Origin of the sequence: Mycolicibacterium moriokaense (assembly GCF_010726085.1) — a bacterium.
Lineage (GTDB): Bacteria > Actinomycetota > Actinomycetes > Mycobacteriales > Mycobacteriaceae > Mycobacterium > Mycobacterium moriokaense.
In genome coordinates this window covers 3,405,893-3,432,645 of the sequence record NZ_AP022560.1, presented here as the reverse complement: position 1 = coordinate 3,432,645, position 26,753 = coordinate 3,405,893, and the positions used below count along the sequence as shown (strand labels likewise).

Annotated in this window: 29 protein-coding genes; 10 read left to right on the top strand and 19 right to left on the bottom strand. The window is 65.6% G+C overall.

Annotation, left to right across the window (positions count from 1 at the left end; all coding sequences use genetic code 11):
• The first annotated feature begins 104 nt into the window (after positions 1–104).
• Both G6N43_RS16735 and G6N43_RS16730 read left to right on the top strand, forming a co-directional pair.
• Positions 105–1,067, top strand: coding sequence for a prenyltransferase/squalene oxidase repeat-containing protein (locus G6N43_RS16735; RefSeq protein ID WP_083151010.1), 963 nt, complete (start codon positions 105–107; stop codon positions 1,065–1,067).
• Between the two features lie 72 nt (positions 1,068–1,139).
• A complete protein-coding gene (locus G6N43_RS16730) occupies positions 1,140–1,643 on the top strand; it encodes a Cif family virulence factor (protein WP_083150872.1) in 504 nt (167 codons plus the stop codon).
• Between the two features lie 84 nt (positions 1,644–1,727).
• Here G6N43_RS16730 and G6N43_RS16725 read toward each other — a convergent pair whose 3' ends face one another.
• Positions 1,728–3,653, bottom strand: coding sequence for a flavin-containing monooxygenase (locus G6N43_RS16725; RefSeq protein WP_083150870.1), 1,926 nt, complete (start codon positions 3,651–3,653; stop codon positions 1,728–1,730).
• Positions 3,654–3,765: 112 nt separating this feature from the next.
• Between G6N43_RS16725 and G6N43_RS16720 the strand changes: the two genes are divergently transcribed.
• Positions 3,766–5,049 (top strand): cytochrome P450, encoded by a 1,284-nt coding sequence (locus G6N43_RS16720; RefSeq protein ID WP_083150868.1) that lies wholly within the window; start codon positions 3,766–3,768, stop codon positions 5,047–5,049.
• 3 nt (positions 5,050–5,052) lie between these two features.
• On the opposite strand, the gene G6N43_RS16715 is transcribed toward G6N43_RS16720, so the two are convergent.
• The 6 genes from G6N43_RS16715 to G6N43_RS16690 form a co-directional block, all read right to left on the bottom strand.
• Positions 5,053–5,754, bottom strand: coding sequence for an HAD family hydrolase (locus G6N43_RS16715; RefSeq protein WP_083150866.1), 702 nt, complete (start codon positions 5,752–5,754; stop codon positions 5,053–5,055).
• Positions 5,751–6,185 (bottom strand): hypothetical protein, encoded by a 435-nt coding sequence (locus G6N43_RS16710; RefSeq protein WP_083150864.1) that lies wholly within the window; start codon positions 6,183–6,185, stop codon positions 5,751–5,753. Before G6N43_RS16710 ends, G6N43_RS16715 begins: the two co-directional genes overlap by 4 nt.
• Positions 6,186–6,288: 103 nt before the next feature.
• Positions 6,289–6,705 carry a cupredoxin domain-containing protein gene (locus G6N43_RS16705; protein ID WP_083150861.1) on the bottom strand — a complete coding sequence of 139 codons (417 nt, stop codon included), beginning with the start codon at positions 6,703–6,705 and terminating at the stop codon, positions 6,289–6,291.
• 77 nt (positions 6,706–6,782) lie between these two features.
• Complete coding sequence (locus G6N43_RS16700) at positions 6,783–7,178, bottom strand: hypothetical protein (RefSeq protein WP_083150859.1); 396 nt, start codon at positions 7,176–7,178, stop codon at positions 6,783–6,785.
• 14 nt (positions 7,179–7,192) lie between these two features.
• A complete protein-coding gene (locus G6N43_RS16695) occupies positions 7,193–7,882 on the bottom strand; it encodes a YoaK family protein (protein ID WP_083150857.1) in 690 nt (229 codons plus the stop codon).
• A gap of 130 nt (positions 7,883–8,012) precedes the next feature.
• Positions 8,013–8,924: a dienelactone hydrolase family protein gene (locus G6N43_RS16690; RefSeq protein WP_083150855.1), complete on the bottom strand. Its 912-nt coding sequence runs from the start codon at positions 8,922–8,924 to the stop codon at positions 8,013–8,015.
• Positions 8,925–8,942: 18 nt separating this feature from the next.
• Here G6N43_RS16690 and G6N43_RS16685 point away from each other — a divergent pair, with 18 nt between their 5' ends.
• The 3 genes from G6N43_RS16685 to G6N43_RS16675 all read left to right on the top strand — a co-directional run bounded on the left by G6N43_RS16685 (position 8,943) and on the right by G6N43_RS16675 (position 12,175).
• Positions 8,943–9,866, top strand: a complete 924-nt coding sequence (locus tag G6N43_RS16685) for an SDR family oxidoreductase (protein ID WP_083150853.1) — start codon at positions 8,943–8,945, stop codon at positions 9,864–9,866.
• An 88-nt stretch (positions 9,867–9,954) separates the two neighbouring features.
• Positions 9,955–11,742, top strand: coding sequence for an N-acyl-D-amino-acid deacylase family protein (locus G6N43_RS16680; protein WP_179967881.1), 1,788 nt, complete (start codon positions 9,955–9,957; stop codon positions 11,740–11,742).
• Between the two features lie 16 nt (positions 11,743–11,758).
• Positions 11,759–12,175, top strand: a complete 417-nt coding sequence (locus tag G6N43_RS16675) for a nuclear transport factor 2 family protein (protein ID WP_179967880.1) — start codon at positions 11,759–11,761, stop codon at positions 12,173–12,175.
• Position 12,176: 1 nt separating this feature from the next.
• On the opposite strand, the gene G6N43_RS16670 is transcribed toward G6N43_RS16675, so the two are convergent.
• The 5 genes from G6N43_RS16670 to bfr form a co-directional block, all read right to left on the bottom strand.
• Entirely contained in the window at positions 12,177–13,289 is a 1,113-nt protein-coding gene (locus G6N43_RS16670) for an amidohydrolase family protein (protein ID WP_083150847.1), read from the bottom strand.
• 6 nt (positions 13,290–13,295) lie between these two features.
• Positions 13,296–14,657, bottom strand: coding sequence for a type I glutamate--ammonia ligase (locus tag G6N43_RS16665; protein ID WP_083150845.1), 1,362 nt, complete (start codon positions 14,655–14,657; stop codon positions 13,296–13,298).
• Between the two features lie 30 nt (positions 14,658–14,687).
• Positions 14,688–15,170: a carboxymuconolactone decarboxylase family protein gene (locus G6N43_RS16660; RefSeq protein ID WP_083150843.1), complete on the bottom strand. Its 483-nt coding sequence runs from the start codon at positions 15,168–15,170 to the stop codon at positions 14,688–14,690.
• A gap of 41 nt (positions 15,171–15,211) precedes the next feature.
• The gene (locus G6N43_RS16655) at positions 15,212–17,275 is read right to left on the bottom strand and encodes an MDR family MFS transporter (protein WP_083150841.1); all 2,064 of its coding nucleotides are present in this window, start codon (positions 17,273–17,275) and stop codon (positions 15,212–15,214) included.
• A gap of 111 nt (positions 17,276–17,386) precedes the next feature.
• Entirely contained in the window at positions 17,387–17,872 is a 486-nt protein-coding gene (bfr, locus tag G6N43_RS16650) for a bacterioferritin (RefSeq protein WP_083150839.1), read from the bottom strand.
• 242 nt (positions 17,873–18,114) lie between these two features.
• Between bfr and G6N43_RS16645 the strand changes: the two genes are divergently transcribed.
• Together G6N43_RS16645 and G6N43_RS16640 are read left to right on the top strand one after the other, a co-directional pair.
• Positions 18,115–18,747 (top strand): fatty-acid--CoA ligase, encoded by a 633-nt coding sequence (locus G6N43_RS16645; protein ID WP_083150837.1) that lies wholly within the window; start codon positions 18,115–18,117, stop codon positions 18,745–18,747.
• Between the two features lie 5 nt (positions 18,748–18,752).
• On the top strand, positions 18,753–18,950 hold the full coding sequence (locus G6N43_RS16640; RefSeq protein WP_083150835.1) for a (2Fe-2S)-binding protein: 198 nt from the start codon (positions 18,753–18,755) through the stop codon (positions 18,948–18,950).
• On the opposite strand, the gene G6N43_RS16635 is transcribed toward G6N43_RS16640, so the two are convergent.
• From G6N43_RS16635 to G6N43_RS16610, 6 genes are all read right to left on the bottom strand, one after another.
• Positions 18,944–19,702 carry an enoyl-CoA hydratase/isomerase family protein gene (locus G6N43_RS16635; protein ID WP_083150833.1) on the bottom strand — a complete coding sequence of 253 codons (759 nt, stop codon included), beginning with the start codon at positions 19,700–19,702 and terminating at the stop codon, positions 18,944–18,946. The two genes, G6N43_RS16640 and G6N43_RS16635, sit on opposite strands and share 7 nt — an antisense overlap.
• A gap of 16 nt (positions 19,703–19,718) precedes the next feature.
• Entirely contained in the window at positions 19,719–20,162 is a 444-nt protein-coding gene (locus tag G6N43_RS16630) for a PPOX class F420-dependent oxidoreductase (RefSeq protein ID WP_083150831.1), read from the bottom strand.
• 4 nt (positions 20,163–20,166) lie between these two features.
• Positions 20,167–20,883 (bottom strand): EthD domain-containing protein, encoded by a 717-nt coding sequence (locus tag G6N43_RS16625; RefSeq protein WP_083150829.1) that lies wholly within the window; start codon positions 20,881–20,883, stop codon positions 20,167–20,169.
• A 26-nt stretch (positions 20,884–20,909) separates the two neighbouring features.
• Positions 20,910–21,275, bottom strand: coding sequence for a thiocyanate hydrolase (locus G6N43_RS16620; protein WP_083150827.1), 366 nt, complete (start codon positions 21,273–21,275; stop codon positions 20,910–20,912).
• Positions 21,272–21,937, bottom strand: a complete 666-nt coding sequence (gene scnC / locus G6N43_RS16615; RefSeq protein ID WP_083150825.1) for a thiocyanate hydrolase subunit gamma — start codon at positions 21,935–21,937, stop codon at positions 21,272–21,274. The genes G6N43_RS16620 and scnC overlap by 4 nt, the downstream gene beginning before the upstream one ends.
• 77 nt (positions 21,938–22,014) lie before the next feature.
• Positions 22,015–22,851 (bottom strand): SH3-like domain-containing protein, encoded by an 837-nt coding sequence (locus G6N43_RS16610; protein WP_083150823.1) that lies wholly within the window; start codon positions 22,849–22,851, stop codon positions 22,015–22,017.
• Between the two features lie 405 nt (positions 22,852–23,256).
• On the opposite strand from G6N43_RS16610, the gene G6N43_RS16605 reads away from it, so the two are divergent.
• Positions 23,257–25,245: an FUSC family protein gene (locus G6N43_RS16605; protein WP_110810359.1), complete on the top strand. Its 1,989-nt coding sequence runs from the start codon at positions 23,257–23,259 to the stop codon at positions 25,243–25,245.
• On the opposite strand, the gene G6N43_RS16600 is transcribed toward G6N43_RS16605, so the two are convergent.
• The gene (locus G6N43_RS16600) at positions 25,217–25,843 is read right to left on the bottom strand and encodes a PaaI family thioesterase (protein ID WP_083150821.1); all 627 of its coding nucleotides are present in this window, start codon (positions 25,841–25,843) and stop codon (positions 25,217–25,219) included. The genes G6N43_RS16605 and G6N43_RS16600 overlap by 29 nt on opposite strands.
• Positions 25,844–26,052: 209 nt before the next feature.
• Here G6N43_RS16600 and G6N43_RS16595 point away from each other — a divergent pair, with 209 nt between their 5' ends.
• The gene (locus G6N43_RS16595) at positions 26,053–26,724 is read left to right on the top strand and encodes a GntR family transcriptional regulator (RefSeq protein WP_083151006.1); all 672 of its coding nucleotides are present in this window, start codon (positions 26,053–26,055) and stop codon (positions 26,722–26,724) included.
• Positions 26,725–26,753: the final 29 nt, after the last annotated feature.

The following is a 26,753-nucleotide window of genomic DNA, read 5'->3' as shown; positions in this document are numbered from 1 at the left end:
TTAGCCTGCGTCGCAGGCGCTTTCGCTACGTTGGTTTCGATGCGTCCTGGCTGATGTGCTCGGTCGCCGTCGCGCACATCGCCGGTGCCCTAGAGTCGTCGGCGATGGCCGAATCCGTCACCGACTGGCTTCTGGACTCCGACCCGGCACTGCGCTGGCAGGTCGAACGTGACCTGATGGGTGAGCCGCCCGAGGTGTGGCAAACGACGCGGGCTCGTATCGCGACGGAAGGTTTCGGCGGTCGCCTGCTGGCGTTGCAGGACTCGGATGGTCAATGGGCGGGAGGTTCGTTCTTTCCGGCCGACTTCGACTTTGACGGCGACGAGTTGAGTGAAGTCGGTCAGCCGTGGACCGCGACGACGTGGTCGTTGAATTCGCTGCGGGAATGGGGTCTTGATCCCGCGGTTCTGCGTGCGCGCCGGACGGTCGAGCTTCTCGCCGAGAACTGTCGCTGGGAGTACGAGAACCTGCCGTACTGGGGAGGTGAGGTGGATTGCTGCATCAACGCGTGGACCGTGGCCAACGGCGTGTGGCTGGGCGCCGACATCGAGCGCATCGTGGAGTGGTTCCTCGAGCATCAACTCCCCGACGGGGGCTGGAACTGCGACTGGGTCGAGGGTTCGACGCGGTCGTCATTTCACTCGACACTCAACTCGTTGAAGGGGTTGCTGGCTTACGAGATCGCTTCGGGCGGCAGCGATGCGGCGCTGGCCGCGCGACAGCGCGGGCAGGAATACCTGTTGCAGCGGGCCCTGTTTCGGCGGCTGTCGACGGGTGAACCGGTCGGCGAGTGGGTGGGCAAGTTCGTCTATCCCATCCGCTGGGCGTACAGCGTCCTCAACGCGGCCGAGTATTTCCGCGAGGCCTCGGCCGTCGATACGGTACCGCCGGATCCGCGGATGGCGGAGGCGATCGACATCATCCGGGCTGCGCGACAGCCCGACGGCACCTGGATCACCGCGGGACGGCAACCCGGGCGGGTGTGGTTCGAGGTGGACGCACCGGCCGGTGAGCCGTCGAAGTGGCTGACGTTGTTCGCGATGCGGGTGCTCGCGTGGTGGGATTGAAAAGCGCTCCCGCGCGGGGCCGCGTTTGGTAGAACAGGTTCTAGTCCGCTGCGCGAGCCGAGGGAGTCTCAGATGGGCAAGTGGTCACGCGAGGAACTCGAGGAAGCCTGGCGCCGCTACCAGGAATCCGTCGTCGAGGTCGGCAAGACGTGGGACTGGTCCAGTTACGCTGACCATTTCACCGAGAACGCCAAGTATGTCGAACATGCGCTCGGCAACATGGAGGGCCGTGAGAACATCCGCGAGTGGATCGTCTCGACGATGAACACCTTCCCGGGCAGCGAGATGCCGACCTACCCGGTGGAGTGGTATTCCATCGACACCGACAAAGGCTGGGTGATCTTCAAGAACATCAACACGATGCGCGATCCCGGCGACGGCAGCGTCCACGGGGCCCCGGTCATCACCGTGCTCGAGTACGCGGGTGACGACAAATGGAGCTACGAGGAAGACGCCTACAACCCGATGAACTTCATGACGATGATCCAGCAGTACATCCAGCGCAGCCACGAACTTGGCACGATCTCAGACGACGCCCGCGCGTTCGCCAAGAACATGAACTGGGAATTGACCTAACGGAGGACGCCGCGAGCAGACACAATCTCCCCCAATTTTCTGGCATTTAGGGGGTTTTCGCGACTGCTCGCGAGAAGAACGGGCCTAGCGGATCACGAAATCGTCGGGATTGAGTTCGCGGGTCCAGCTCCAGTAGTCGACGAGCCGCCACGGCGACAGCGTGTGAATTTCGCCGAAGCTGTTCTTGAAGAACGAATGCTTGATCGTCGGTTGCGACCACACCATCCTGCTCATCTCGTCCTGGCTGCGCTGGTGCCAGTCCCTCGTCTTCTCGACCGTCGGCTCCATGGTCGCGTGCCCACCCTCGATGAGGTACTCCAAACACTGTGTGATGTAACGCATCTGGCATTCGGAGTGAAAGATCAGGCTGCCGCCGCTGGCCAGCCAGGTACCGGGGCCGTTCATGCAGAAGAAGTTCGGATAGCCAGGGATCGTGATGCCCAGATACGCCGACGGCCGCTCCCCCCAGCGCTCGCTGAGGATCTCGCCGCCTCGACCCCGAATCGTCATGGGCCACAACATCTTGGTGTGCTCGAAGCCGGTCGCGTACACGATGACGTCGGCCGGGTAGCGGACGCCGTCCTCGGTGACCACGGCATCGGCTTCGATGTGATCGATACCCGTCCTGACGAGTTCGACGTTGTCTCGGGTCAGCGTCTTCAACCAGCTGCCGTTGTCCTGCAGTGTGCGCTTGCCGGTGGCCGGATAGTCCGGTATCACCTTGGCCCGCAGTTCGGTGTTGTCGCCGACCTGACTGGTGATCCACTCGGTGAACATGATCCGCGTGATCTCGTTGATCTCGCTGACGGCCTTCTGCTGGTCGGGATAGTCGGGGTCGACGCGGGCCGCGTCCAAACCCTTGTCGCATCCGGGCCAGAACAGCAGGAATCGGTACCACCGCCCGTAGAACGGAAGGTGCCGCAGCGCCCACTGCACACCGGGCCCGACCTTCTCATGGTAATTCGGATTCGGGAACATCCACTGCGCGGTGCGCTGAAATACGGTGAGACGGTTGACATCCGGCGCGATGGCCGGCGCGATCTGGAATCCACTGGCGCCCGCACCGATCATCGCGACGTGCTTGCCGCGCAGGTCCACCGAGTGGTCCCACTGGCTGGAATGAAACGCCGGGCCCGCGAAATCCTGCTGCCCGTCGATACGCGGCACATGCGGCCGGTCGAGTTGCCCGACGGCGCTGATCACCGCGCGAGCGGTGAGCGTCGTCGCCTTACCGTTGCGGTCGCGCGCATGGACAGTCCACGTCGACGTGGCGTCGTCCCACGCCGCCTCGGTGACCTCGGTCTCCCACAGCACATGCCCGCCGACGTCGTACTTGTCCATCACGCCCTGGAAATACGCCTGCAGCTCCGGCTGCTCGGCGAAGAAGTGCGTCCAGTGATCGGTCGGCTCGAAGCTGTAGCAGTAGAAGTGATTTCCGACGTCCACGCGCGCGCCCGGGTAGCTGTTCTGGTACCACGTGCCGCCGACGCCTGCGTTCTTCTCCACGATGGTGAACGGGATGCCGGCCTCCTTGAGCCGGATCCCCGCCAGCAGTCCGGATTCACCGCATCCGATCACGACGACAGGGAAGTCCTCGCGGGCGGACTGGGCCACGCCGCCCGTCGCTCTGGCGTCGCGGCCGTCGAGCTCCATCTCCTCCAGCACCATCGGCACGTACTCGGCAGGCACCGGTTCGCACACCAGCCACTGCATCATCTCGTGCAGCAACTCCGGGCTGACGGGTTCAGGTTCCGGGCACCCCCGGTCGCGGTAGTCCGTGATGACATCGAGCGCGATCTTGCGCACCGCGGCTTTATCCTCTTCGGACATGTAACCCTGCACCTCGTTGAGGAACAGGCCCGCCGGTTTCAGGTCGCCGCGGATCAGTTCGGGGTCTCCCGACATATGGACCAGCGACAGCATCAGGGTCGGAATGCTGACATCGAGCAAAGCCTCGGCAATCTCGTCGTCCGTCGTCGTAAACGGTTGCCCGGCATGTGGGTTACGCACCTAAGAGTGCTATCACGGTTTCCCCGCGAGCTGGACCCACATCGGCGGATAGAACGCCGCCAAACACGGCATTTTGGCCACTTTTGGACCCGGTCGGCCTACCCTCCACGACGTGGGCATTGCGACGCGCGTGAACGGTACCGCTCCCCCGAACGTGCCGCTGTCGGACATCGACCTCGGCGACTGGAAGTTCTGGGTGCTGGATGACGACCTGCGTGACGGGGCGTTCGCGACATTGCGGCGCGAAGCGCCCGTCTCCTTCCACGAGCCGTTGGAGACTCCCGGCGTGCAACCCGGCCCCGGACATTGGGCGCTGACCCGGTTCGACGACGTGCATTTCGCCAGCCGTCATCCACACATCTTCAGCTCCAGTCCCGGCATCACCATCAACGACGCCAATCCCGAGGTGTCGGAGTTCTTCGGCTCGATGATCGCGATGGACGACCCGAAACACCTGCGGCTGCGCAATATCGTCAGTAGGGCCTTCACCCCGCGCGTCGTCGCCCGCACCGAGGAATCGGTACGGGAACGCGCACGCCGCCTCGTCGAGACGATGATCGCCGAGCATCCCGATGGCAGGGGTGAAGTGGTTGCGGAGCTCGCCGGGCCACTGCCGCTGCAGGTCATCTGCGACATGATGGGCCTCCCCGAGGAAGACCACCAGCAGATCTTCCACTGGACCAACGTGATCCTCGGGTTCGGCGACAAGGACATCGCCCAGGATTACGAGGAATTCGTCAAGGTCGCGATGGACATCGGCGCCTACGCCACCGCACATGCCGAGGACCGGCGGGCCCATCCGCAGGAGGATCTCACGACGGCGCTGGTCCAGGCCGAAGTCAACGGTGAGCGGCTGACGTCGGCCGAGATCGCCTCGTTCTTCATCCTGCTCGTGGTCGCCGGCAACGAGACCACCCGCAATGCCATCAGCCACGGTGTCCTCGCGTTGACGCGCTACCCGGACGAGCGCGCGAAATGGTGGGCGGACTACCCGGCGCTGGCGCCGACCGCAGTCGAGGAGATCGTGCGGTGGGCGTCACCCGTCATCTACATGCGCCGCACGCTTACCGAAGACTGCGAGCTGAGCGGCACCAAGATGGCGGCGGGCGACAAGGTGAGCCTCTGGTACTGCTCGGCGAACCGCGACGAGGACAAGTTCACCGATCCGTGGACGTTCGACCTCGCCCGCAATCCCAACCCGCATGCCGGCTTCGGTGGCGGCGGGGCGCATTTCTGCCTGGGCGCCAACCTCGCTCGTCGCGAGATCAGCGTCGTCTTCGAGGAATTGCACCGCCAGATCCCCGACATCGAGGCGACCGAGGAACCCAGCAGGCTGCTGTCGCCGTTCATTCACGGCATCAAACGCCTGCCGGTGGCCTGGACACCGCCGAGCTGACGGCTACCGGGCCCCGACCAGGTTGGCCAGCGCCGCGATCGGGGTGTCGTCGAGGTGCTGGCACAGATCGAGCGCGTCCTCGAACACCTGGTGCGCCCCGGCTTCCTCGAGTTCGCACTTCGAGACTCCGCCGGACAGCAGGGCGAGGGTGACCACGTCCGCCCGTTTGCATGCTTCGACGTCCCACACGGAGTCACCGACGAAGACGGCGTGCGCGGGTTCCACGCCGGCCCGCTCGAGCGCGACGTTGATGATGTCGGGGCGAGGCTTGGCGGTGTCGACGTCCTCCGACGACGTCATCGCCGAGACCAGGTGATCGCAATCGAGCACGTCACGCAGGATCGCGAGTTCGTCGTCGGGTGCCGAGGTCGCCAAAACGACCTGCACACCTAGCTTTTCGACCGCCTCCAACAGTCCACGTGCACCCGGCAGCGGGCGCAGCAGCGACGCGGACTCCTTGTAGTACTTGGAATGCAAATCCTTGGCCCGCGTCCTGGCGTCGTCGTCGGCACCCTCGGCCAGCGTTTTGACCAACGTGGTGCCGTCCATGCCTATGCAGCGGTGGATCCGCCAGGCGTCGACCGGTGTCCCGATGTCGGTGAACGCTCGGCACCACGCGTGGACGTGCTGGTAGTTCGAGTCGACCAAGGTGCCGTCGATGTCGAACAGCACCGCCGCCGCGGTACCGCGTCGACGGCGCTTCACGAACGCTGGCGCTCGTGCGAGGAGGGCTGCTGCTGCGGTGCGGTGGCCTCCGTGCGCACGTCGTCGGCCTTGCCGGGCGCGGGTTCGTCGGTGCTGCCCTTCGGATCCAACCGGGCGGCGCGTTCCCGCTGCGCGTCCAGTTCGTCCCGAGTGCTGGTGACCGCCTCGCGGTGGGCGCGCGCGGTGTTCTCCAGGCGGGCGGCTTCGGCCGCCTTGGCCTCGGCCTCGGCCTGAGCGGCACGCGCCTTGGCCGCCGTTTCCTCGGCCACGGCTTCGCGCTTCTCGAGATGTTCGGTGCGCTGGCCGATTTCGCTGCGCAACCGCTCCGCCTCAGCGCGACGGCGCGAGTTACGCACGGCCCAGGCGACAATCGCGATCGCCACGATCGCCGCAACGGCGACAACGATCCAGATCATGACATTGCGGTCCATCTCGACTCCTTCGATCTGTCCGGGTCACGACGATTGACGAACCCGCCAATTCTGCGGGTGCCCGCCGACCGACGCGTCTAAACAGAACGTGGGGCCGGGACGACTACTTGACGATCAAGGTGCCCTTCATCGATGGGTGGTACACGCAGTAGAACGCGTACTCCCCCGGCTCGGTCGGTGCGGTGAAGCTGCCCTGTTCGCCCCCGTCCACATGCAGCTCGAACTGGCCTGCGGCCTGCGACGTCACCGAGTGCTCCACGGAGTCATCGTTCTTCACGGTGATCTGCGCTCCGGGCGCGACGGTGATGGGCTCGCCGAAGCTCATGTCCGCCACCGTGATCGTCGGGCCGGCAGCCTCGTCGCTGGCACTAGTGGTGGTTTCGCCGGTGGCTTCAGGGCTGGCGGTCGCGGTCGCGGTGCCGCTATCGCCCTCTGATGTGGTGTAACTCGATTCGCTGCCACATGCGGTGAATGCGGCCGCCAGACAGACCGTCGCGCACAACAGCAATATCTTCTTCATCGCGTCCCCTCACGTTCTCCCCTGGACACGATTGTCGGCCGGTCGTGGTTCAACCGGACGCTTTCGGCAGCCGTGCGTTAGATCGTCGCGGTGATCGGGCCGACCGGTGTGCACACCGGCTGCGGCGGATTACCGGTGTTGGCGCATCCGCGCCCGGTCGACACATACGTGGCCCCCGGGGTGTACGGCGCGTAAAAGACCTGAGCCTCCAACACCCCGTTGTTCTGCTGACAGTTGGGGGCCTCTGGACTGCCCTCGAGTTGAAGGCACGCCACCGACAGGTAGGCAACGGATCGCTCACATGCGCCCGGCGAAAGGGTTGCGGTGACCATCTCGGTACCCGAGACCGACACGACCTGCGGCGGCGTCAGGTTGAAAGTGCAGGTGGGAGGGGGCTCGGCAACGGCGATGGCGGTCGTTGCGGCGACGGGCAGCGTCGCTGCGGCGGTGAGAAGCATCAACGACCTGAGCATTACTGGATCGTAGATCACCGCAAGTGACGCTCATCGATGATGAACAGAACGAGTGTCACCGCGAGCAATGCGGCAGGCAGCCAGATCGCGTGCACACCCCAGGCCATCGTGGCCACCGAACCGGTCACCGCACCCGCCGTGAACACGATGATCAGTGCGCCGTAGACACTGAAGGCCCGTCGTGACTCGTCACTTCCGCCGATGAACGCGTCGTACCCGGACTCCATGAACCGCATCAGGTTGCCGGTGGTGGCGACGGGGAGGTACGCGAGGTCACCGATGTTGCGGAACAGGCCGATCTGCATGGCCGCCAAGAACGAGATCGGCACCGTCACGTAGCTGTGGGGCACCGACGCCGGGACGAATCCGATGATGGCGAGTGCGGTGGCCTGCACCGCCATCGTCCAGCGCAGCGCGTGCGGGAGAAACCGGTCGACACGGCCGGATTTGATATGCGATGCGACCGCCATCCCGGTGATGAACGCCAGCAGCGGCCACACATGAGCCAGGGCCGCGCTCCATTTGCCCTCCGAGGAGTCGATGGCGAAGAAGATCACGTTGGCGGTCTGGACGTTGGCGAACACACCACCGCGGGCGAGGTAGGTGTGCGCGTCGAGGAATCCGTTGGCCATGGTGAGCAGCAGCGCGAACCACAGGGTTCGCGTTCGCTCGATCTCCTGTGGGCCGGTCGGCACGACACCCATGCCGACAACCTAACGCCGCACCCGTCTAACCGCGAGCAGTCGTGAAAACCCCCTATTGACGGCATTTCTGGGGGTTTCCACGTCTGCTCGCGAGAGGAGGTCAGCCGAGAGGAGGTCAGCCGAGAGGAAGTCAGGCGACGTACTTGGTGAACCACTCCTGCACGCGGCGCCAGGCATCGGCAGCGGCGGCGGCGTTGTAGCGCTCGCCGGTGTCGTTGAAGAACGCGTGGTTGGCGTCGGGCTCGGTGACCAGTTCGAACACCAGCCCCGCCTTCTCCAGCGCCGCGCGTGCGACGGGCTCGGTGGCGTTGACGCGCTGATCCTGGGCGGCGTAGATACCCAGTACCGCAACATCTTTGGAGCCGGCAAAGTCCGGGTTGTCCGGGGTCGGACCGTAAAACGGCACCGCGGCGGCCAGCCGCGGCTCATCGGAGGCCAACAACCGCCAGACGTAGCCGCCGCCCATGCAGAAGCCGACCGCGGCGATCTTCTTGCCCGGAACGCGGCGCTGCAGTTCATCGATTCCCGACTTCAGATTCGCGACGGCCTCCTCCGGCGGAATCTGGCCGAGGGCCGCGGTGGCCTCGGCGGGGTCGGCGAACGTCCCGGTGCCGCCCTGCGCCGACAGCAGATCGATCGCCAGCGCCGAGTAGCCGATGCCGGCGAACCGTCCGGCCACCGAACGGATGTAGTCGTTGAGTCCCTTGTTCTCGTGGATGACGAGCACGCCGCCGCGCGGTTCCGCCGCGGGCGCCCAGGCGGCCTGCAACTCGCCGCGCGGCCCGGCCCAGGTGATCGGTTCGGTCGGGAGCGCGTTCTCCGATCCCGGCGGCGGCGCGCTCGCGGTTGCGGGTTCGCTGGAGGTGACCGGCGCGTCCGAAATTGGCTGCTTGTTCTCGCTGCATGCCGCGATCAGCGCGGTGGCAGCCGCGGTGCCGATTCCAAGCAGGCCCAGCCGGCGCAAGGCTTCGCGTCTGGACAGCAACCCATCGACGTGATCCGTGGCGATTTCTTCTGCGATATAGCGCTGTAACGGGGTCACATTCGCCAGTATTCACCTGTGAACTGGGCTCCGGACACCGATGCGCTACGCGGTCGCGTAGCGGTGGTGGCCGGGGCGACTCGCGGTGCCGGGCGCGGTATCGCAGCAGCGCTCGGCGAGGCAGGCGCGACGGTGATCTGCACCGGTCGCAGCAGCGTGTCCGGTAACGAACAGTCCGACTACGACCGACCCGAAACCATCGAAGAGACGGCCGAACTCGTCACCCGACTGGGCGGCACCGGCGTGGCGGTGCAGGTCGACCATCTCGACACCGACGCGGTCGCACGCCTGGCCGAGCGCATCCGTGCCGACTACGGCGCGATCGACATCCTGGTCAACGACATCTGGGGTGCGGAGGTCCTCAAGGGCGGCCCGCCGCTGTGGAACCGGCCCATCTGGGAACACGACATCACCGTCGGTCTGCGCATCCTGCGGCTCGGCGTCGACACCCACCTGATCACCTCACACCGCCTCCTACCGCTGCTGGTGGGCAAGCCCGGCGGATTGCTCGTCGAAGTGACCGACGGGACAAAGAGTTTCAACGACCACAACTACCGGCTGTCGGTGTTCTACGACCTGGCGAAGACCGCGGTCAACCGGCTGGCCTACAGCCAGGGCCACGAGCTGAAGGCGTTCGGTGCCACCGCGGTTGCGGTCACACCGGGTTGGCTGCGCTCGGAGATGATGCTCGACAACTGGGGCGTCACCGAGGAGAACTGGCACTGCGCACTGGATCCGTGTCGGACTGACGGCCCTGTCGCTCCCCCGGGGTTCGCCGAATCGGAGACGCCACGATACGTGGGGCGCGGGGTAGCCGCGATCGCCGCGGACCCGCACCGCGCACGCTTCAACCAACAGTCCGTCACGTCCGCCGACCTCGCGCATGAGTACGGCTTCACCGACCTCGACGGGCGTCAGCCGGATGGTTGGACGCAGGAATAACAGCAGGTCAGCTGCCAAAGTAGACAATATCTGCGATCTGTTCACCAATATCGTTGACACTCGCGGGTCGGCACTGTTCTATGACGTGGTGACGTACGACACGATCATCAGAAACGGCCGTTGGTTCGACGGCACCGGCGCCCCCTCGGCCATCCGCAACATCGGCATCCGCGATGGTCACGTCGTGACGATCACCCCGGACGATCTCGATCAGACGGGCTGCCCCCGGGTCATCGACGCGACCGGCAAATGGGTGCTGCCCGGCATGCTCGACATCCACACCCACTACGACGTGGAGGTGCTCGTCGGCCCGGCACTGACGGAGTCGCTGCGCCACGGCGTCACGACGGTGATGCTCGGCTCGTGCTCGCTGTCCACGGTGCACGTCGACGGAGTCGATGCCGGCGACATCTTCGGACGAGTAGAGGCGATCCCTCGCGAACACGTCATCGGAGCGATCGACCAGCACAAGACCTGGACGAACTGCGAGGAGTACATCGCGGCGCTGGAGGCGCGTCCGCTCGGACCCAACGTGGCGGCGTTCATCGGGCACTCCGACATGCGCGCCGCGACCATGGGCCTCGACCGTGCGACCCAGAAGCGGCAGCGGCCGACCCGCAGCGAACAGGCCCAGATGGAGAAGTGGCTCGACGAAGCACTTCGTGCCGGGTTCGTCGGAATGTCTTCTCAGCAACTGCTTTTCGATAAGCTCGACGGGGAGGTCTGCCGATCCCGCACGTTGCCGTCGACCTACGCCAAACCACGCGAGCTGCGACGGCTCAAGTCCAAGCTGCGGCGCGCGGGGCGGGTCCTGCAGTCCGGACCCGACATCCAGAATCCGCTGAACCTCGGCTCGCAGGTGTTCCAGTCGCTCGGCATCTTCCGCAACCCACTCAAGACCAGCCTGCTGTCGGCGGCCGATGTCAAATCGAATCCGTATGCGATCAAAATGCTCGGCCCGCTCGCCCGGCTGGTCAACCGACTCGGCGGCAACTTCCGCTGGCAGCACCTGCCGGTGCCGTTCGAGGTCTACGCCGACGGCATCGATCTGGTGGTCTTCGAGGAGTTCGGTGCGGGTGCCGCAGCATTGCATCTGCGCGACGAGGTCGAGCGCAACGGTCTGCTGCGCGATGAGACGTACCGCAGGCAGTTCCGCAAGGAGTACGAGTCCAAGTTCGGCGTTCGGGTATGGCAGCGCGACTTCTTCGACGCCGAGATCGTTGGCTGCCCAGATGAATCGGTCGTCGGTCTGTCGTTCGGGGAAGTCGGCCTCGACCGCGGCGTGCATCCCGTCGACGCATTCCTGGACCTGGTTGTCGAACACGGCAGGGCGTTGCGCTGGCGTACGACGATCTCCAACCATCGGCCCGAGGTGCTCAAGAGCCTGGCCCGCGACCCCGGCATCCAGATGGGCTTCTCCGATGCCGGCGCCCACCTTCGCAACATGGCGTTCTACAACATGGGGCTGCGTCTGCTGCGCCACGTTTACCAGTCGGAGCTGGCCGGCAAGCCGTTCATGACCGTCGAGCAGGCGGTGCACCGGCTCACCGGTGAACTCGCCGACTGGTATCGCCTCGATGCCGGACACCTGCGCATCGGTGACCGCGCCGACATCGTCGTCATCGATCCCGAGCGGCTGGACGGATCGCTTGACGAGTACGCCGAGGCGCCGGTCGAGCAGTACGGCGGTCTGTCGCGAATGGTCAATCGCAACGACGACACGGTGCGCGCGGTGCTCGTCGCGGGCGAACCGGTGTTCCTCGACGGCGAGGCGACCGACGCCGTCGGCACCCGGCGCACCGGAAGGTTTCTGCGGGCCGCGCACAAGGCGCCGGCTCAGACGACTCGAGAATCGGAGCTGTCAAGTGTCAGTTGAGGATACGGTGCGGGGCATGTGGAAGGCCCTGTCGGCTCGGGACTGGGATTCGGTGAAGACGTACCTCGCTGACGACTGCATCTATTGCGATATGCCGTTGGGGCCTGCCCTTTCCACGCGTGGACCGGACGACATCATCGCGAAACTGCGGTTCGGGCTCGAACCCCTTGCCTCCTATGGGAATCACGACGGCGTGCTGGTGAGCAGCGGCGACGACGTCCTGTACGAGCACTCCGAGACGTGGAAGTGGAAGAGCGGCGAAGAGGCTCTGTTGCGGTTCGTCACGGTGCACAAGGTCTCCGGCGACAAGATCACGGTGTGGAAGGACTACTGGGACATGAGCGGGCTGACGAACACCGCGCCCGCGACCTGGCTCGAGGAGATCACGGCCGCGTACACCATCCCGATGTTCGACGCCACCGGTCTGATCTGACTCAGTCGAGCGAGTAGACGCGCCGCGCGTTATCGCGGGCGATCAGGTCGACGACCCGTATCGCATCGGCTTCGCTCCATTCGTCGGCGTCGACGAATCCATGGAGCACCTCTCGAATTCCGCTGCGCCACAGCCGCGCTCCTAGGTAGTGCAACTCGGCAGGGCCGAATCCGTCCGACGAATAGAGGATCTTGCGGAACGGCGCCATCTCCAGCAGGCGACCGATGAACTGCGACGAGCGCGCGCCGAGATAATTGATCGCCAGCCCACCGTCGAGGTACACATTGTTGAACGCCTGCGCCAGATAGCCCGCCTCACGCTCGTACGGGTAGCAGTGCAGCAGCATGATCGGCACGTCGCCGGTGCGCCGCAGAAAGTCGGCGAGGTAGAGCGGATTGGTGGTGTGCAGATCGCAGTCGCGGTCACCGAAGCCGACGTGGAACTGCAGCGGTTTTCCTAGCCGCAGCGCCTCATGCAGGCCGAACCGCAACAGCACCCGGTCAGTCAGGCGGGGCTCTCCGCTGTCGCGCCACCTGGCCGCGGCGGCGGCGACTTCGCCTGGGGCGGGTTCGGACAGGTCACCGATGAAGCCGCCCCGGTACGCGAGGATCGATTTGGTCGCGACCGTCGTCGCCGCCCGTTCGTGCAGGATCTCGGTGAATGCCGCCGTGTAATCACCGGATGCCTGGACAGCCTGTTCCGCCACCGACTCGAGCCGGACGATCTCGTGCACACGGCCGACCGATAGACCGGCCATCGCGTCGAGATCCGCTACTCCGGCCGCGAATCCGGTGTCCACCAGCCAGTCGGACACGTTCGCCGATGACAGAAACCTTCGCGCCAGATCGTCTTCGGAGAGCGCGCTGCGCGCCCGCCAGTAGGCATCGGCATCGCTGTGGCGCGGCAGTCCCAGCAGCGGTGCGCAATGGGCGCGCATCGCGAAGCCGAGCTGCGTGTCGAACGCCGTATCGAAGTCCGCGAGCGGCTCGACGTTGGCCTCGTTCAGCAGGTTCTCGAAACGGCGACGCTCAATCGGTCGCAGCAGGCACCCGTGCACGTGGTGGTCGACCAGGGCCACCGTCTCGATGTGCTCGGCCAGCGCCGATGACGTCATACGACGTCACACGCTCCAGGCGAGCCGGAACTTCTCCGCCAGCTCGTCCGGCTTTAGATCTCCGTAATTCTGCGCTTCGTATCGCCGCACAGCCACGACGGCGTCGACCGCCTCATCGCCCAGAATCCCTCGCAGCAACGATGATTGATCGAGCGCATCGATCGCATCGGTCTGTTCCGGCGTCAACAGCTTGATTCCCAGTTCCGCCCGCTGCGCATCGGTGAGTGAGGCGGGGTCGACGGTGACCTCGGGCGGCAACGTCAGCTTGCGTTCGATCCCGTCGAGCGCGAGGCCCAGAATCGAGGCCGTCGCCAGATAGGGATTCGCCGAGGGGTCGATGACCTTGACCTCGACGTTGGCACCCTGCGGATTGCTGGGTCCGCCGATCAGGAATCGCACTGCGGCTTCTCGGTTTTCGGTACCCCAGCAGATATATGCGCCCGACCAGTGTCCCGGCTGCATGCGCAGCCCGGACAGCACCGAGCCACACAGGACGCCCTGCGCCTCGGGCAGACCCGCCAGCAGTCCGCCCACCGCGGACTCCCCCTCCGGCGTCATCCCCGCGGTTCCCGAGCCATCGGAGAACAGCGGAACGTCGCCGCGCTTCATCGAGAAGTGTTGGTGCGAGCCCGATCCGACACTGCCGGCGAACGGCACCGGCGAGAGGCTGACCCGCAGCCCGTACCGCCGCGCCACCCGGCCGATGATGATGCGTATCAGCACGAGGGAGTCGGCAGCCGCCACCGGCGACTGCGGGGACAACGAGATCTCGAACTGATTCCGGCCGTACTCGGGATGAAATTGTTCGATCGCGACACCGGAGTTCGTCGCGGCATTGGTGACATCGCGAACAAAACCTTCGAACTCGAGCACTCCGGCAAGCCCGTACTGCGCCCACAGATGTGAGGGCAGTTCGCTACCGTCGGGTCCGACGAGAATGAACTCCATCTCGTGACCGACGACGGCATCGATGCCCACCTCCGCCAACCGGTCCTCGACTCGCTGCAGGATGCCGCGGCTGCAATACGGATCCGGTGAGCCGTCCTGGTTGAAGAAAGCGCCGGGCGCCCAACACAATCCGTCACCGAGAATGCGCAATGCGCCCAGATCGATACGAATTCGCTGGTCGCCGACCACGCCGATCGCGTCGCCGAACACGATGCCCGTCTGGTCGATGGCGAAGACGTGGAAGACGGGGCTGGCGCCGAGTCCGGGGTCAGCGAATGCGCTCATCCGTCTCAACGGAACCGTCTTGGCGTGGGTGAGCCCCGCCGAGTTCACCACGGTGCCGATCAATGTGGCGACACCGTCGGCCTCGAGCTGGGCGATGGCGGCTGCGGCGAGAGGTTTGGCGGCCCGCGATCTCATAGCCGCCATTGTGCGCGGTGTCGCGCCGGACTACAGCGTGATCTTGCAGGTTTGGCCGATGTCCAGCGTCCGCAGCATCCGGCCCATGCCGAGCCACATCGCGCAGGACAGCGCGAGGTCGGTCAGCAACTCGTCATCGAAGTGCTCGCTGCACCGCGCCCAGAAGTCCTCGTCGTCGCGCAGTCCGGTGTGGTCGTTCGCGAAGCGTTCGGCGAACTCGGCGGCGATCCGCTCCTGTTCGCTGTAGCCAGGCCAGGTCCGCCATTCCGCGGCGTGGTCGTAGAGGTCCTCGTCGACACCCGCGGCGATGCCCGCGGAGTCGCGGGTGTTCTGGCACACCACGCATTCGTTGTCGAGCGCGATCACCATCCGGGCCAGTTCGCGGACCCGCATCGGCAGGCGGTTCTTGTTGTAGACCGCGTGCGTGAATCCGGCCATCGCGACGCCGATATCAGGCGATTTCACCACCCAGGCTGCGGCGTCGTCGTCGGCGAAGGGTCCAATTCGGCTCATGACGGCATCGTACGCCGGAGAATGCCGAATTGGAACACGTTCTAGTTTGTGCCTGAGCGCGCGGTGGCCAGCTCTGTACGGTCCTCCATCCAGCCGCGTTGCACCAGCATCCGGTGCACGATGCGCTCGAGGGCGGCCTCCACCTCCACCCGGTCCGGGCGCCGGTCGAACGACGAGGACGCGGCCAGCTTGTCGACGATGCGCCCGACGATCAGCGCCGTGATGGCGTCGACCTGTTTCATTCCGGACTGGGTGAGCCACAGTCGGTCTCCGGCCCGCAGGGCGAGGCCCCTGGCGACCAGGCCGTCGAAAGTCGGCTCGATGACCTCGTACGGCACTCGCAGACGTTCTGCGATATCGGTCAGGGTGGCCGAACCGAACACCTGGTTCTGGCGGTAGATCTGCAGCAGCGCCCACATCTGGGTGACGTCGAGTTGGCATCCGGGAAGCCGGGCGATACTTCGTAGTCGAAGATCCGGCGAGTCGCGGAAGATGCGACCGATGGCCACTTCGAGGATCTTCTCGGGCGATTCGGTGCTCGGCATGCCGAAGCCCTCTCCGAGATCGGTCGCCGAAACCGTTTCGATTTCCCGCAACCGCACCTCTTTGAGGAAGAGCGAGACGATGAAACCGACGATCGCGACGGGCACCCCGCACAGGAAAACGGTGCCGAGCGAATCCGCGTAAGCGTCGACGATGGGTGCGGCCATCTCTGGCGACAGCGCATGCAATGCCTGTGGTGAGTCCGCCGCGCGGGCCGGCGCACCGCTGGCCGCCAACGCCGACGGAATCCGGCCTGCGAGAAAGTTGGCGAACAGCGAGCCGAAGATCGCTGCGCCGAAAGAACTTCCGATGGTCCGGAAGAAGGTGACACCCGACGTCGCGACGCCGAGATCGGCGAAGGTGGACGTGTTCTGGACCACCAGAATCAGGACTTGCATGCACAGGCCGATCCCGGCGCCGAGCACGAACAGGTACACCGATTGCTGCCAGACCGGTGTGTCGGCACCCATCTGGGACAGCAATGCAAAACCCACCGCCATGGTGGCGGTGCCCACGACGGGGAACACCTTGTACCGGCCGGTGTGGCCGACGATGTTGCCGCTGCCGATGGAGGTGATCAGCATTCCCGCGACCATCGGCAGGGTGCGCATGCCCGACTCGGTCGCCGAGACGCCGTTGACGAACTGCATGAACGTGGGCAGGAACGTCAGGGCGCCCAGCATCGCGAACCCGACGATGAAGCCGAGGATGCAGCACACCGTGAACACCGGGCTGGCGAACAGCCGGATCGGCAGAATCGGCTCCGCGGCACGGGATTCCACCCACACGAAGATCGCCAACGCGACCGCGGACCCGGCGAACAGCGTGATGATCACGGGCGATGTCCACGCGTAGGTGCTGCCGCCCCAGCTGGTCGCCAGCGTCAGACCCGAGGCGGCCAGTCCGATGAACAGGATGCCCGCGTAGTCGATCACCGGCCTGGCGGTCCTGGCCAGCGACGGAATGGCCAGGACGCCGACGACGAGCACCAGAATTCCGATCGGGACGTTGATCCAGAACGCCCACCGCCAGGTCAGGTGGTCGGTGAAGAACCCGCCGAGCAGCGGGCCGATGACCGTGGTGACACCGAATACGGCACCGAGTGCGCCCTGATAGCGGCCGCGTTCGCGCAGCGGGATGACCTCGCCGATGACCGCCATCGCGGTGACCATCATCGCGCCGCCACCGACGCCCTGAAGTGCGCGCGATGCCACCAGCATCGTCATCGATCCAGCCAACCCGCACAGCACCGAGCCGGCGAGGAAGAACAGGATCGACGCGCAGAACACCGCCTTGCGGCCGAAGAGATCGCCGAGCTTGCCGACGATCGCGGTGACGATCGTGGAGGCCAACAGATAGCTGGTCACCACCCACGACTGGTGGCCTGCTCCCCCGAGATCCGCGACGACAGTCGGCAGCGCGGTGGCGACGATCGTTTGATCGAGCGCGGCCAGCAACATGCCGAGTAGCACCGCAACGAAGATGATGTTGCGGCGCCGAAGGCTGATCAGCGCACTGGGCGATTCAAGATCCGCGGCGGCGTCTGTTGGCGCGGTGGTCATACCTACCTTCCGTTGGTGTGGCGACATGCTCACCACACTTATCGTTAGATAGGCTATGGAAGTTACACCACAGCGGAAGCCGGATCTGCCGAAACTCTCGGTGCAGCGGTGTTATGCGTGGCTGGGCGGCCGGGACACACACTGAGCCGAGTACAGCTCCACGCCCAGCTTGTCCATCAACTCGAGCTGCGTCTCGAGGTAGTCGATGTGGTCCTCTTCGTTGGCCAGGATCTTCTCGAAGAGGTTCGCCGTGGTGGCGTCCTCCTTCTCGCGGCACATGATGATGCCGGGCTTCAGGCGGGCGAGCACCTCGTATTCGATCGCCAGGTCGGCCTCGAATTGTTCACGCAGGGTCTGCCCGATTCGCAGGGAGAAGAGTCGCTGATAGTTCGGCAGTCCGTCGAGAATCAGAATTCGATCGGTGATCGCTTCCGCGTGCTGCATTTCTTCGAACGACTCTTTACGGGTGTATTCCGCCAGTTCGGTGAATCCCCAATTCGCTTGCATCTTCGAATGCAGGAAGTATTGGTTAATGGCAGTCAGTTCGCTTGTCAATTGCTCGTTGAGCAATTTCAGAACGTCGGGATCCCCTTGCATCTTCGCTCCTAGGCACCTTGAGGCTGGGCAGGTGTGGCTTGCTGCAGTGCAGTACCCAATCTAGCCCAGAAAATGCCGATCGCCGCATCTTTTTCGTTGCGCGAGGCGCGTTTTCGAGCCGATGGCGGACGATCGCGCCAACCGTCGGATGCAGATCAGGCACAGACTCTGGACTGCCTAGGCTAAGTAAGGTTAGACTGCGCTAACACCTGCAAGCCTCACCTAAGGGACATGGAATAGGTATGAGTGACGACGATCTGCACTCGCTTATTCTTGCCTGTGATTTTAGGGTCGACGACGTCGATCGCATGTGGAATTGGCTCAAGAAACATTCCGATGGGCTGGCGTCGATAGGCGCCCACCATGTGGTGCTGTACACATCGATCTGGGAATCCAATCGCGTATTGGTGACCATCGGCATTCGCAATGTGCGGTCGATGCGTGAAGTTTTGCGGTCACCCGAGATTTTCGAGTGGTTCGACATTTCGGGCGTCGAGGACATTCCCCCGATATTCGGCGGCGAGGTCGTCGAGAAGATCGACCTGTATCCCCCGTCGCCTGCCGATCATGTGGGCCGTGTCGTAGTCGGCGTCATGACGTCGGTCGAGGACGTGTCTGCGCTGATGGTCAAGTTGCACGACGGAATCGAGCGCTTCAAGCGCGGTGGTGTCCGCAAGATCTGGGTCTACCGCGCGCTCGATGACGGGCAGGAGGTGATGATCCTGCAGGAAATCGAGGATGAGAATGCCACCCGGCAGTGGATCGAGCACCCGGATGCCGCCGCAGAGTGGATGTCGAACGCGGGCTTGGGTCCCTACCCCAGCCAGTTCGTCGGCAGGTTCGCCCATCTCATGGCCGTGGACGAGCGGGGCTGACGCCGATGTTCGTTTGTCTGTGTCTGGGTGTGACGAGTCACGACGTGGACGAAGCCGTGGCCAAGGGGGCCACCACGTCGAAACAGATCACCGAGGCCTGCGGGGCCGGCGGTGACTGTGGGCGGTGCCGCCGGACGCTGCGCGCGATGATCGCGGCGCATCGCGAGCTCAATGGGGCGACCCCGCAATCCGTGAGCTACTGACTCCGCTTACCGGTGAAGTCGGCCAGTGCGGCGGCATTGGCGGCGGCGCCCATCAAGACGGCGAACTGCTGATTCTCCCGTTCGGTTGCCGCCGCAATCCCCTCCAGAGTGGGTGCGACCATCGTCTGCTTGACCGCCGTCAGGCTCGAAATCGGCCGGGAGGCAAGGACTTCGGCGTGGCGACGCGCCTCGGGCAACAGATCGTCGGGCTCACAGACCTTCCACACCAGGCCCATGCGGTGAGCCTCGTCGGCGTTTACCCATTCCGATGACATCAGCAGCCAGGCGGCGTTCTGCCTGCCGATCAGGCGTGGCAGCAGGTACGACGACGCCGCTTCGGGTGCCACGCCCAGGCTGGTGAACGGCGTCTTCAGACGCGCCGTCGACGACATGAACGCCAGATCGGCATAGCCGAGGATCGTCGTGCCGATGCCGACGCCGACTCCGTTGACCGCACAGATCAGCGGCTTGGGAAAGTCGGCGAGCGCGTCGATCATCGTCGAGAAGTGGCTGCCCTGCTCGTTGAACGCGGGATCGGTGATGCGCCTCTGCATTTCGTTGAGGTCGTTACCGGCGCTGAACGCGCGTCCCGCCCCGGTCAGCAGTACCACCGCGACATCGGGATCGTCCGCCGCCTCGTTCAGCGCGGTCGCGGTGGCGTGATACAGCTCTTCGTTGAACGCGTTGAGCACCTCGGGCCGATTGAGCGTCAGCGTGCGCACCCGCTGGTCGTCGGCGATCTGGAGAATCACGCCAGCAGCGTATGCGCTAACTGTTGCTGTACACCCGGGTGGGTGCGATAAGCACGACGGTGCGCCGCTGCTCCGCCATCACCCTGTCGTATTCGTCCCAATCGTCGTGCGTTCCGCCTGCGGCGGTGAACACCTCGCGCAGCAACAGTCGAAGCTGCTCGCCGTCGGTGAGCCAGCCTTGCGAATCGTCGGGCCCCGCCAACTCCGCTCTGCCCTCCACGGTGGCCCACTGCCAACCCTTGCGGAACGTCACCGCCAACTGTGGGCGTGCCCGCAGGTTGGCCAGTTTCACCTTGCCGTAGGTGACGAAGCCGAGCACCTGGTCGCCGGTGGCCGGATGCGGTAGCACGCCGACGTTGACGAGCGATGCCTGAACGGTGTTGTCGGCACGGACGGTCGAGACGACCGCGAGCCCGCTCTCGTCGGCGGCCATGCCGAACGCCTCGTCCAGCGTGGTCATCCGCTTACCCCAATCTGTTGTCGACGAGAAACGGTGTCCGATACACATACCGACTGGTCGGCACCGTGTCGACGTCGCGGTTGGCGCCGAATGCGGAGGTACTGGCGACCATTCGCGTCATCCGGCGGTTGAGCTCGTCGTCGTCGGGCGCGTCGAAGAACGCGTGCAGATCGGTGAGCGCCGCTTCGGGGAAGAGCTCCTCGACGACGGCGTCGATCGCCGGCGCCCCCGGCGTCAACGTGCGCACGACCGCGTTCTGTGTGTAGCCGAAGGTCGACTGTGTCTCGATGGCCACCGGCGTGTGGTCGATGTGCCAGCGCCGCAACCACGTCGCCTCGTCCAGGTCGTCCGGCCTACGCAGCAGCGCGATGTTGGCGAAGCCGTCCGTGCGTGCGCCCTCGGCCGTGAGCGGCGCAGGCAGCGGCACCGATTCGGTGACCAGATACGCATCGGCGTGCTCCGCCTCGGACGTCAACCGGGACAGCGCCGCCGTTACCGCGTCTCCGTAGCACTGATGCGCCCATAGCGTGACGAACCCGACGACGGGCGGGTCGAGGGTCGTCAGCGTCATGAGTGAACCGCGCACCACGGCGTCGCGCACATTGATCGTCAGTCCCGGCAGACCCAACGCGAGGAGGTCGGCCGCCACGTCGCCGCGGATCCTGTCGCACCACGCGTCATCGGCGTCGGCACGCCTCAGCGTGATGATGACTTTCTCCACGGATTGAACTTAGCGCGTCGCCGCGCTCAGGCCTCCAACCTCGCACGGATGGTAGCGAGCCGTTCCTTGAGTTCGGCTTCGTCGATGACACCCCTGGCGACGAGCGAGTGCGCCAGGGACATCAGCTGGTTCTCCGGGTACGGCAGGTCCGCGTACAGCGTGGCCGAAAGCGCATCCTCCTCGTCGCGACGCTCCTTGAACGACGGGACGTTCGCGTCGCACGAGGCGCGATCGAGGGCGTCGCACATGCCGTCCAGGCTCGTCTTCCACGGCGGCACAGGGTTTTCGACGCCCCACTTGGCGGCCATCCGCGGCCACACCTGGCCGCGCTCGACGATCTCCTCGAGCGGTGCGATGCGTACGGGCTCGACCGGTCGCGGCTCGGCGCTCATCCCGCGTTCCCCGGGTGAATCGCGGGGCGGGTGTCGACGATCATGTTCGTCGTGACGCCCGGCTTCGGGAGCGCCACCCCGATCAGGCAGTCGCGGGTGATGATCTCGACCAACTGATCCTCGGCCCAGTCCTCGGTGCCCTCGGGTCGCAGCGGCATCACCATGAAGCGGTGCTTCTGGTTGGAGTCCTGCACATGGATCGTGACGTCGTCGGGCAGGTAGAGACCGAACTCGGCCAGCACCTGCCGAGGCCAGCGGACAAGGCGCCGACGGTAATTCGGGGTCCGGTACCACTCGGGTGAGTTGCCGAGGATCGGGCGCGGGTAGCACGAACACAGCGCGCAGACGATCACGTTGTGCAGGGTGGGGGTGTCCGCGAGGATCTGGAACGCGGTGAAATCGCTCGGCGTGCCCCAGCCCGTGGGATGCAGCCAGTCGACACCGACCTCCTTGCTGGCCGTCATCGGTTCTGCGAGAGCGAGTTCCTTGAACTGCGGATCGAGCCACGCCTTAGCCACCAGACGCGCGGCTGGCGTCGGACCGATCTGCTCGGCGAACTCCGTCATGACGCGGTGTTCCTCGGCGGTGAAGATGCCCTTCTCGATGCACAATTCACGCAGGGCGATCTCGAGGACCTCGAAGTCGGTGATCTCGTCGACCATGGGGGCGACGGTCCGTTCGTGGTCGTGGTCATGGTCGTGACCGTGGTCAGACAAAGTGAATACCTTTCTCGTCGAGACTATTTGGCGGCTTCGAGCCAGCGTTCGGGGATTTCGGTGGAGATGACGTCGTGGTCGGTTCCGGTGTAGCCGTACCAGAGGTCGGCCATGTTGAACCTGACGACGTAGAACCACTCCGGACGCACGGGACGGTCCCAGGTCTCGTCCTCGGCGGCCGGGCTCTCGTAGGCGACGGCCTCGATCTCACCCGTCGCACCACGGACGTATTCGGGGGTGCGGGTGTAGAAGATCACCGGAAGTTCACGCACCACGACCCGGTCGCCCACCTTGAACTTTGGGGGGCCCGCCTGGCCTGCGTAGCACTGCGGGTCACCCTTGCCGTTCGCCTCCTCGGCATGCTGATTGCGCTTGACCTGCGAGCCGTCGCCTTCGGTTTTCGGTCGGGCTTCGAGCGTCTTGCCTTCGAGGCCGCCCGCGTAGCGCTCCTTGACCTCGGCCATCCGTTCACTCAGTTCGGTCAGTCCGATGTGGTGCTTCTCCACAAGGACCCGCGCCACGGCGAGCAGCCAGCGCCCGTAGTACGGTAGCCCGAGGTATTCGGCGCGCCCGACATCGACGTTGCCGATCCGGCGCCGCTCCTCCGAGAGCCAGATGCCGCGCCATCCGAGGACCTCGCACATGACGTAGGTCATGTGCTCCCAGAGTTCGTACTGCTTGTTCTCGTACTTCATGGGCGCGTCGGGTTCGCCGCCGACGTCGTGGACGGGCTTGAGGTAGGCGGTGATCCGGCCGTGGTCCAACATGTCGGGCGTCGGCGCATCGGGCAGTTCGGGATAGGCGGACTTCAATCGGGAGGTCAGTTCCAGCTGAGCGGCGCGCTCTGCTGCTGTGCTCATCGAGGGTCCCTTCGTCGGTCGGAAAAGGCGGTGCGCACTCGTGATCGGTGAACGTGATCGGGTGAACCTGGCGGAATCCGGAGCAGTGAACAGGGTCCAGCAACGCCGCCGAATTCGACAGCATCGTTGGTCATCGGCACCTCCGGGCTGCTTGACCCGATCTTGACTCTATCGGTCGACGTGAATTCCGACAGCCGAATCGGCTGTGTACGAGCCGCAAAACTGCTGACGGGAGCGTCAACGCAGGCACGGTCATATCCTGTGCGCCAGTCGATCTGACGCCGACACGTTCGGCGGCAGCACGGCGCGGAGAGCGAACCCCCGCCGGGGCCGGCGTCTGCGTGGAGCCACACGAGTCGAGCCAGTTGTGCCAATGACTGCCGCAGATGAGGTCAAAATGGGTACGTGACCGCCGGCAGCCGGGTTATCGACGCGTTGAGGCCACCGTCGCCGGACGTCGGCGCGGTGGTGCGCAGCCTGCTCGGAGTCCTGACGATGGCCGCCCTCGCGCTGGCCGTGGACTCCGGTGCCGCGGCGGTCTGGGCGGCGGCCGCAGGCGTGGTCTGCGCGTCCATTGCGCTGCAGGACAGCCCCGGCGGACGGGTGCAACTGGTCGTGATCGTGGCGGTGCAGATGGGTGCCGCCGTCCTCGTCGGTGCGTTGACGTCGGCTTACACCGTGGTCTTCGTGGCCGTCGTCGCGGTGTGGTGCCTGGGGGCGGGAATGCAGTGGGCGCTCGGCAACAACGCGGGCCTCGTCGCGGCCGCGGGCGCCGCCCTGCTCATCATCGCGCCACCCGTCACGCCGTCGGTGGCAGCTGTCGCGCTGCCGACGCTGTTGACCATTGCCGCGGGCTTTGTCCAGGCGGCATTGATCGCCGTCTGGCCACCGCAACGCTGGCGAACGCAGAGCGACGCGCTGGCGTGGGCTTACCGGTCCCTGGCCGCCGACGCCCGGCGCATCGCGGCGGATCGCGACTCGCCGCTGGAGGCCGCCCAACTGATCTGGCTGCGCGATGCGTTCGCCGACACCCAGGCCACCCGGCGGCCGGAGGCCTACCACGGCGGGCATCGGCTGCCCGAGCGGTTGATGAGTGCACTCCTCGCGCTGCGCAACACCGATGGCGATGAGCGAGACCGCGTTTCGCACATGCTGGAGGACGCGGCGGTGGCCCTCGACGCGATCGCCGAGAACAAGCACAACGCGCGCCGCGAGGCCGAGTACGCGCTGGTTCGCGTCGACACCGCGGTCACCGCGCTGAAGGGGCCGGAAGCCGCAGCCGCGCAACGGTTCTCCAAGCAACTGCAGGAAGCCGCCGAGCTCCGGTTCCCCGACTTCCTCCAACCCGATGTGATGAACCCGCTGCGCACGGCCGTCACCGAAATCCGCAAGCACCTGACGTGGACGTCGCCGATCCTGCGTCATGCTGTGCGGCTGTCGGCGTCGGTTGCGCTGGCGGTCGCGGCCGATCGATACGCCCCGATCGAATACGGACACTGGATCGCACTGACGGTCCTCTTCGTCCTCCGGCCGGAAACGGCGCACACCTACACTCGCTGCGTCGGGCGTGTGGCTGGCACCGCGGGCGGGATCATCGTCGCCTCACTGGTCACCACGATCTGGCAGCCGACGGGTGCGCTGGCCGCGGTGCTGACCGTGGCATGTCTCGCCATCACCTTCTGGGTGATTCGGTTCGGCTATATCGCGGTCAGTGTGGGAATCGCCGCCGCCGTGGTGTTCCTGCTCGACATCAACGCCGCGGTGGCAGGCGCGACGATGGAAGACCGGCTGTTCTCGGTGGTCATCGGCGGCGGCCTGGCGGTGTTGGCGCACGTGGTGTTACCCGACCATGCGCTGACCCGGCTGCGACAACGCGCAGGCGAACTCCTCAAGACCGAAATCGACTATGCCGCAACGGTGGTCAAGGCCTTTGTTCATGAACTCGACCATCCCGCGGATGCGATGGCTTCGGCGTGGCAGCGGGCGTTCCGGGCGCGTGCGGCGTTCGAGGCCGCGTCCGGCGCGGCGCGGATGGATTCCCGGGAGCTACGCCATTGGTTGCGGTCCTACCGCGCTGCCCTCAACGCGGTCACCAGTGCCTGCACGAATTTGGAACGCAGTCTGCCCGCACAGTCGCCGGCCAGCTTGACGCCCGATTTCGTGGCGGCGGTCGACGACTACATCGAAGCGTTACGTGGCGCGCCACCGAACCCGGCCCTGCCGTGGACCGTCGACGTCGTCGCACTCACGGCCGGCGAGAAGCAGGTTCGGGAGCACGCGGCGTCGCTGCCCGGGGACAGCAGTGCCGCGCGGGTCCTGGTGGCCGAGATCGCGACCATCACACGCAGCCTGGTCGGTATCGCCCCTAGCCGCGAGCCCACTTCGGCTGGATGAAGACGCCCTCCGCCTCGACGGTGATGCCTTGATCGTCGGCGAGATGGCCCGCCGCGTAGGCCTTGATCCCGTCGGTGCGGGTGATTCGGGCCTCGGCGTGCAACGGTCCCAGCCGGGTGGGGCGCAGATACCGCAGCGTGATGCTGCCCGTGAAGCGGGGCGTCGCTCTGTTGGATGCGACTTCGCCGAGGACGTGGTCGAGGACCAGCGCCGAGACGCCACCGTGCACGTGCCCGGGCGGACCTTCGTACGCCGCGCCGAGATGAAAGTCGGTGAAGACCAGGCCGTCTTCGTCGCGCTGGATCGTCAGCGGCGGCGCCATCGGATTGCGGATCCCGATCACCGGATTTCCCCACGCCATACTTTCGCCGCCGGTGGTGTAGCGCACCCCGAACGGGCCGTCGCACTGCTTGGACCGCAGCCGCGCCGTGGCCGCATCGATCTCTGCCTTCACCGCGGCCACTGTGTCGGCGTCGACCTCGGTACGGATCGTCGCGTCGATGAGCTGGCGGACCGACTCCGCGAGTGGTTCGTAGACGGCACGCAGGCGTTGGACTTCCACGGCGGGGACGTCGCCGACATCGGTGTACTGCACCACCCCAGCACTAGAACATGTTCCAGCGGAAGTTGTCGAATCAAACTCGCGACGGTTTCGGGGGCTCACCTCACCAGACCGGCAATTCGGTGCACCCCCGGTTGGATGAGTCGTTCGGCCTGATCAGACAGGGTTGGCAGGGTGGCGGCGACGCTCTGCACCCGCCGACGACGAAGCGAACCCGACCGGAAGTTCCCCTACGATTGACCGCCATGGCTGCGCCACGCATCGACGGTGGGCGCACTCCGCTGCCCGCAACGCTGGTGGAAGTGGCCGAACATCGACTGCGCGACGCCATTCTCAGCGGCGCGCTGCAGCCCGGGCAGAAGGTCGTCGAGGAGCAGCTGTGCGCCGACCTCGGCATCAGCCGGGCGCCGCTGCGCGAGGCGTTGCGGCTGCTGGCTCAGCAGGGTCTCGTCGAACGCGTCCCGCGCCGCGGCTCCCGTGTGGCCGAGTGGTCCCCGACGGACATCCTGCAGCTCTTCGAACTGCGCCACGTGCTGGAATGCCACGCGATCGAGACGGCGTTACCGCTCCCCGACCCCGACACCGCGCTGCAACCGGTGCGGGAGGCGTTGGACGCAATGCGCAGTGCCACCGACGATCTGGACCGCGACGACGCGCATCGGCTGTTCCATGCCGCCGTGGTGGGGCTCGCCCGCAACCGGCAACTCGATATCGCGCTCGCGCCGATCCTGCTGAAGCTCCAGTTGCCGATGGCGATGAACATCCGGACCGAGGCCCAGCAGAGCCACCCGCGCGACGGCATCGATCGGCATCAGGCGATCCTCGCCGCGCTCGAGACCAACGACCAGTCGGTCGTCATCGCCGCGCTCAAAGAGCATGGGCATCTCGACTATCTCGGCCCGCGCCTGCATCGCTAACACAAACGACACACACCTGACCCGAAATC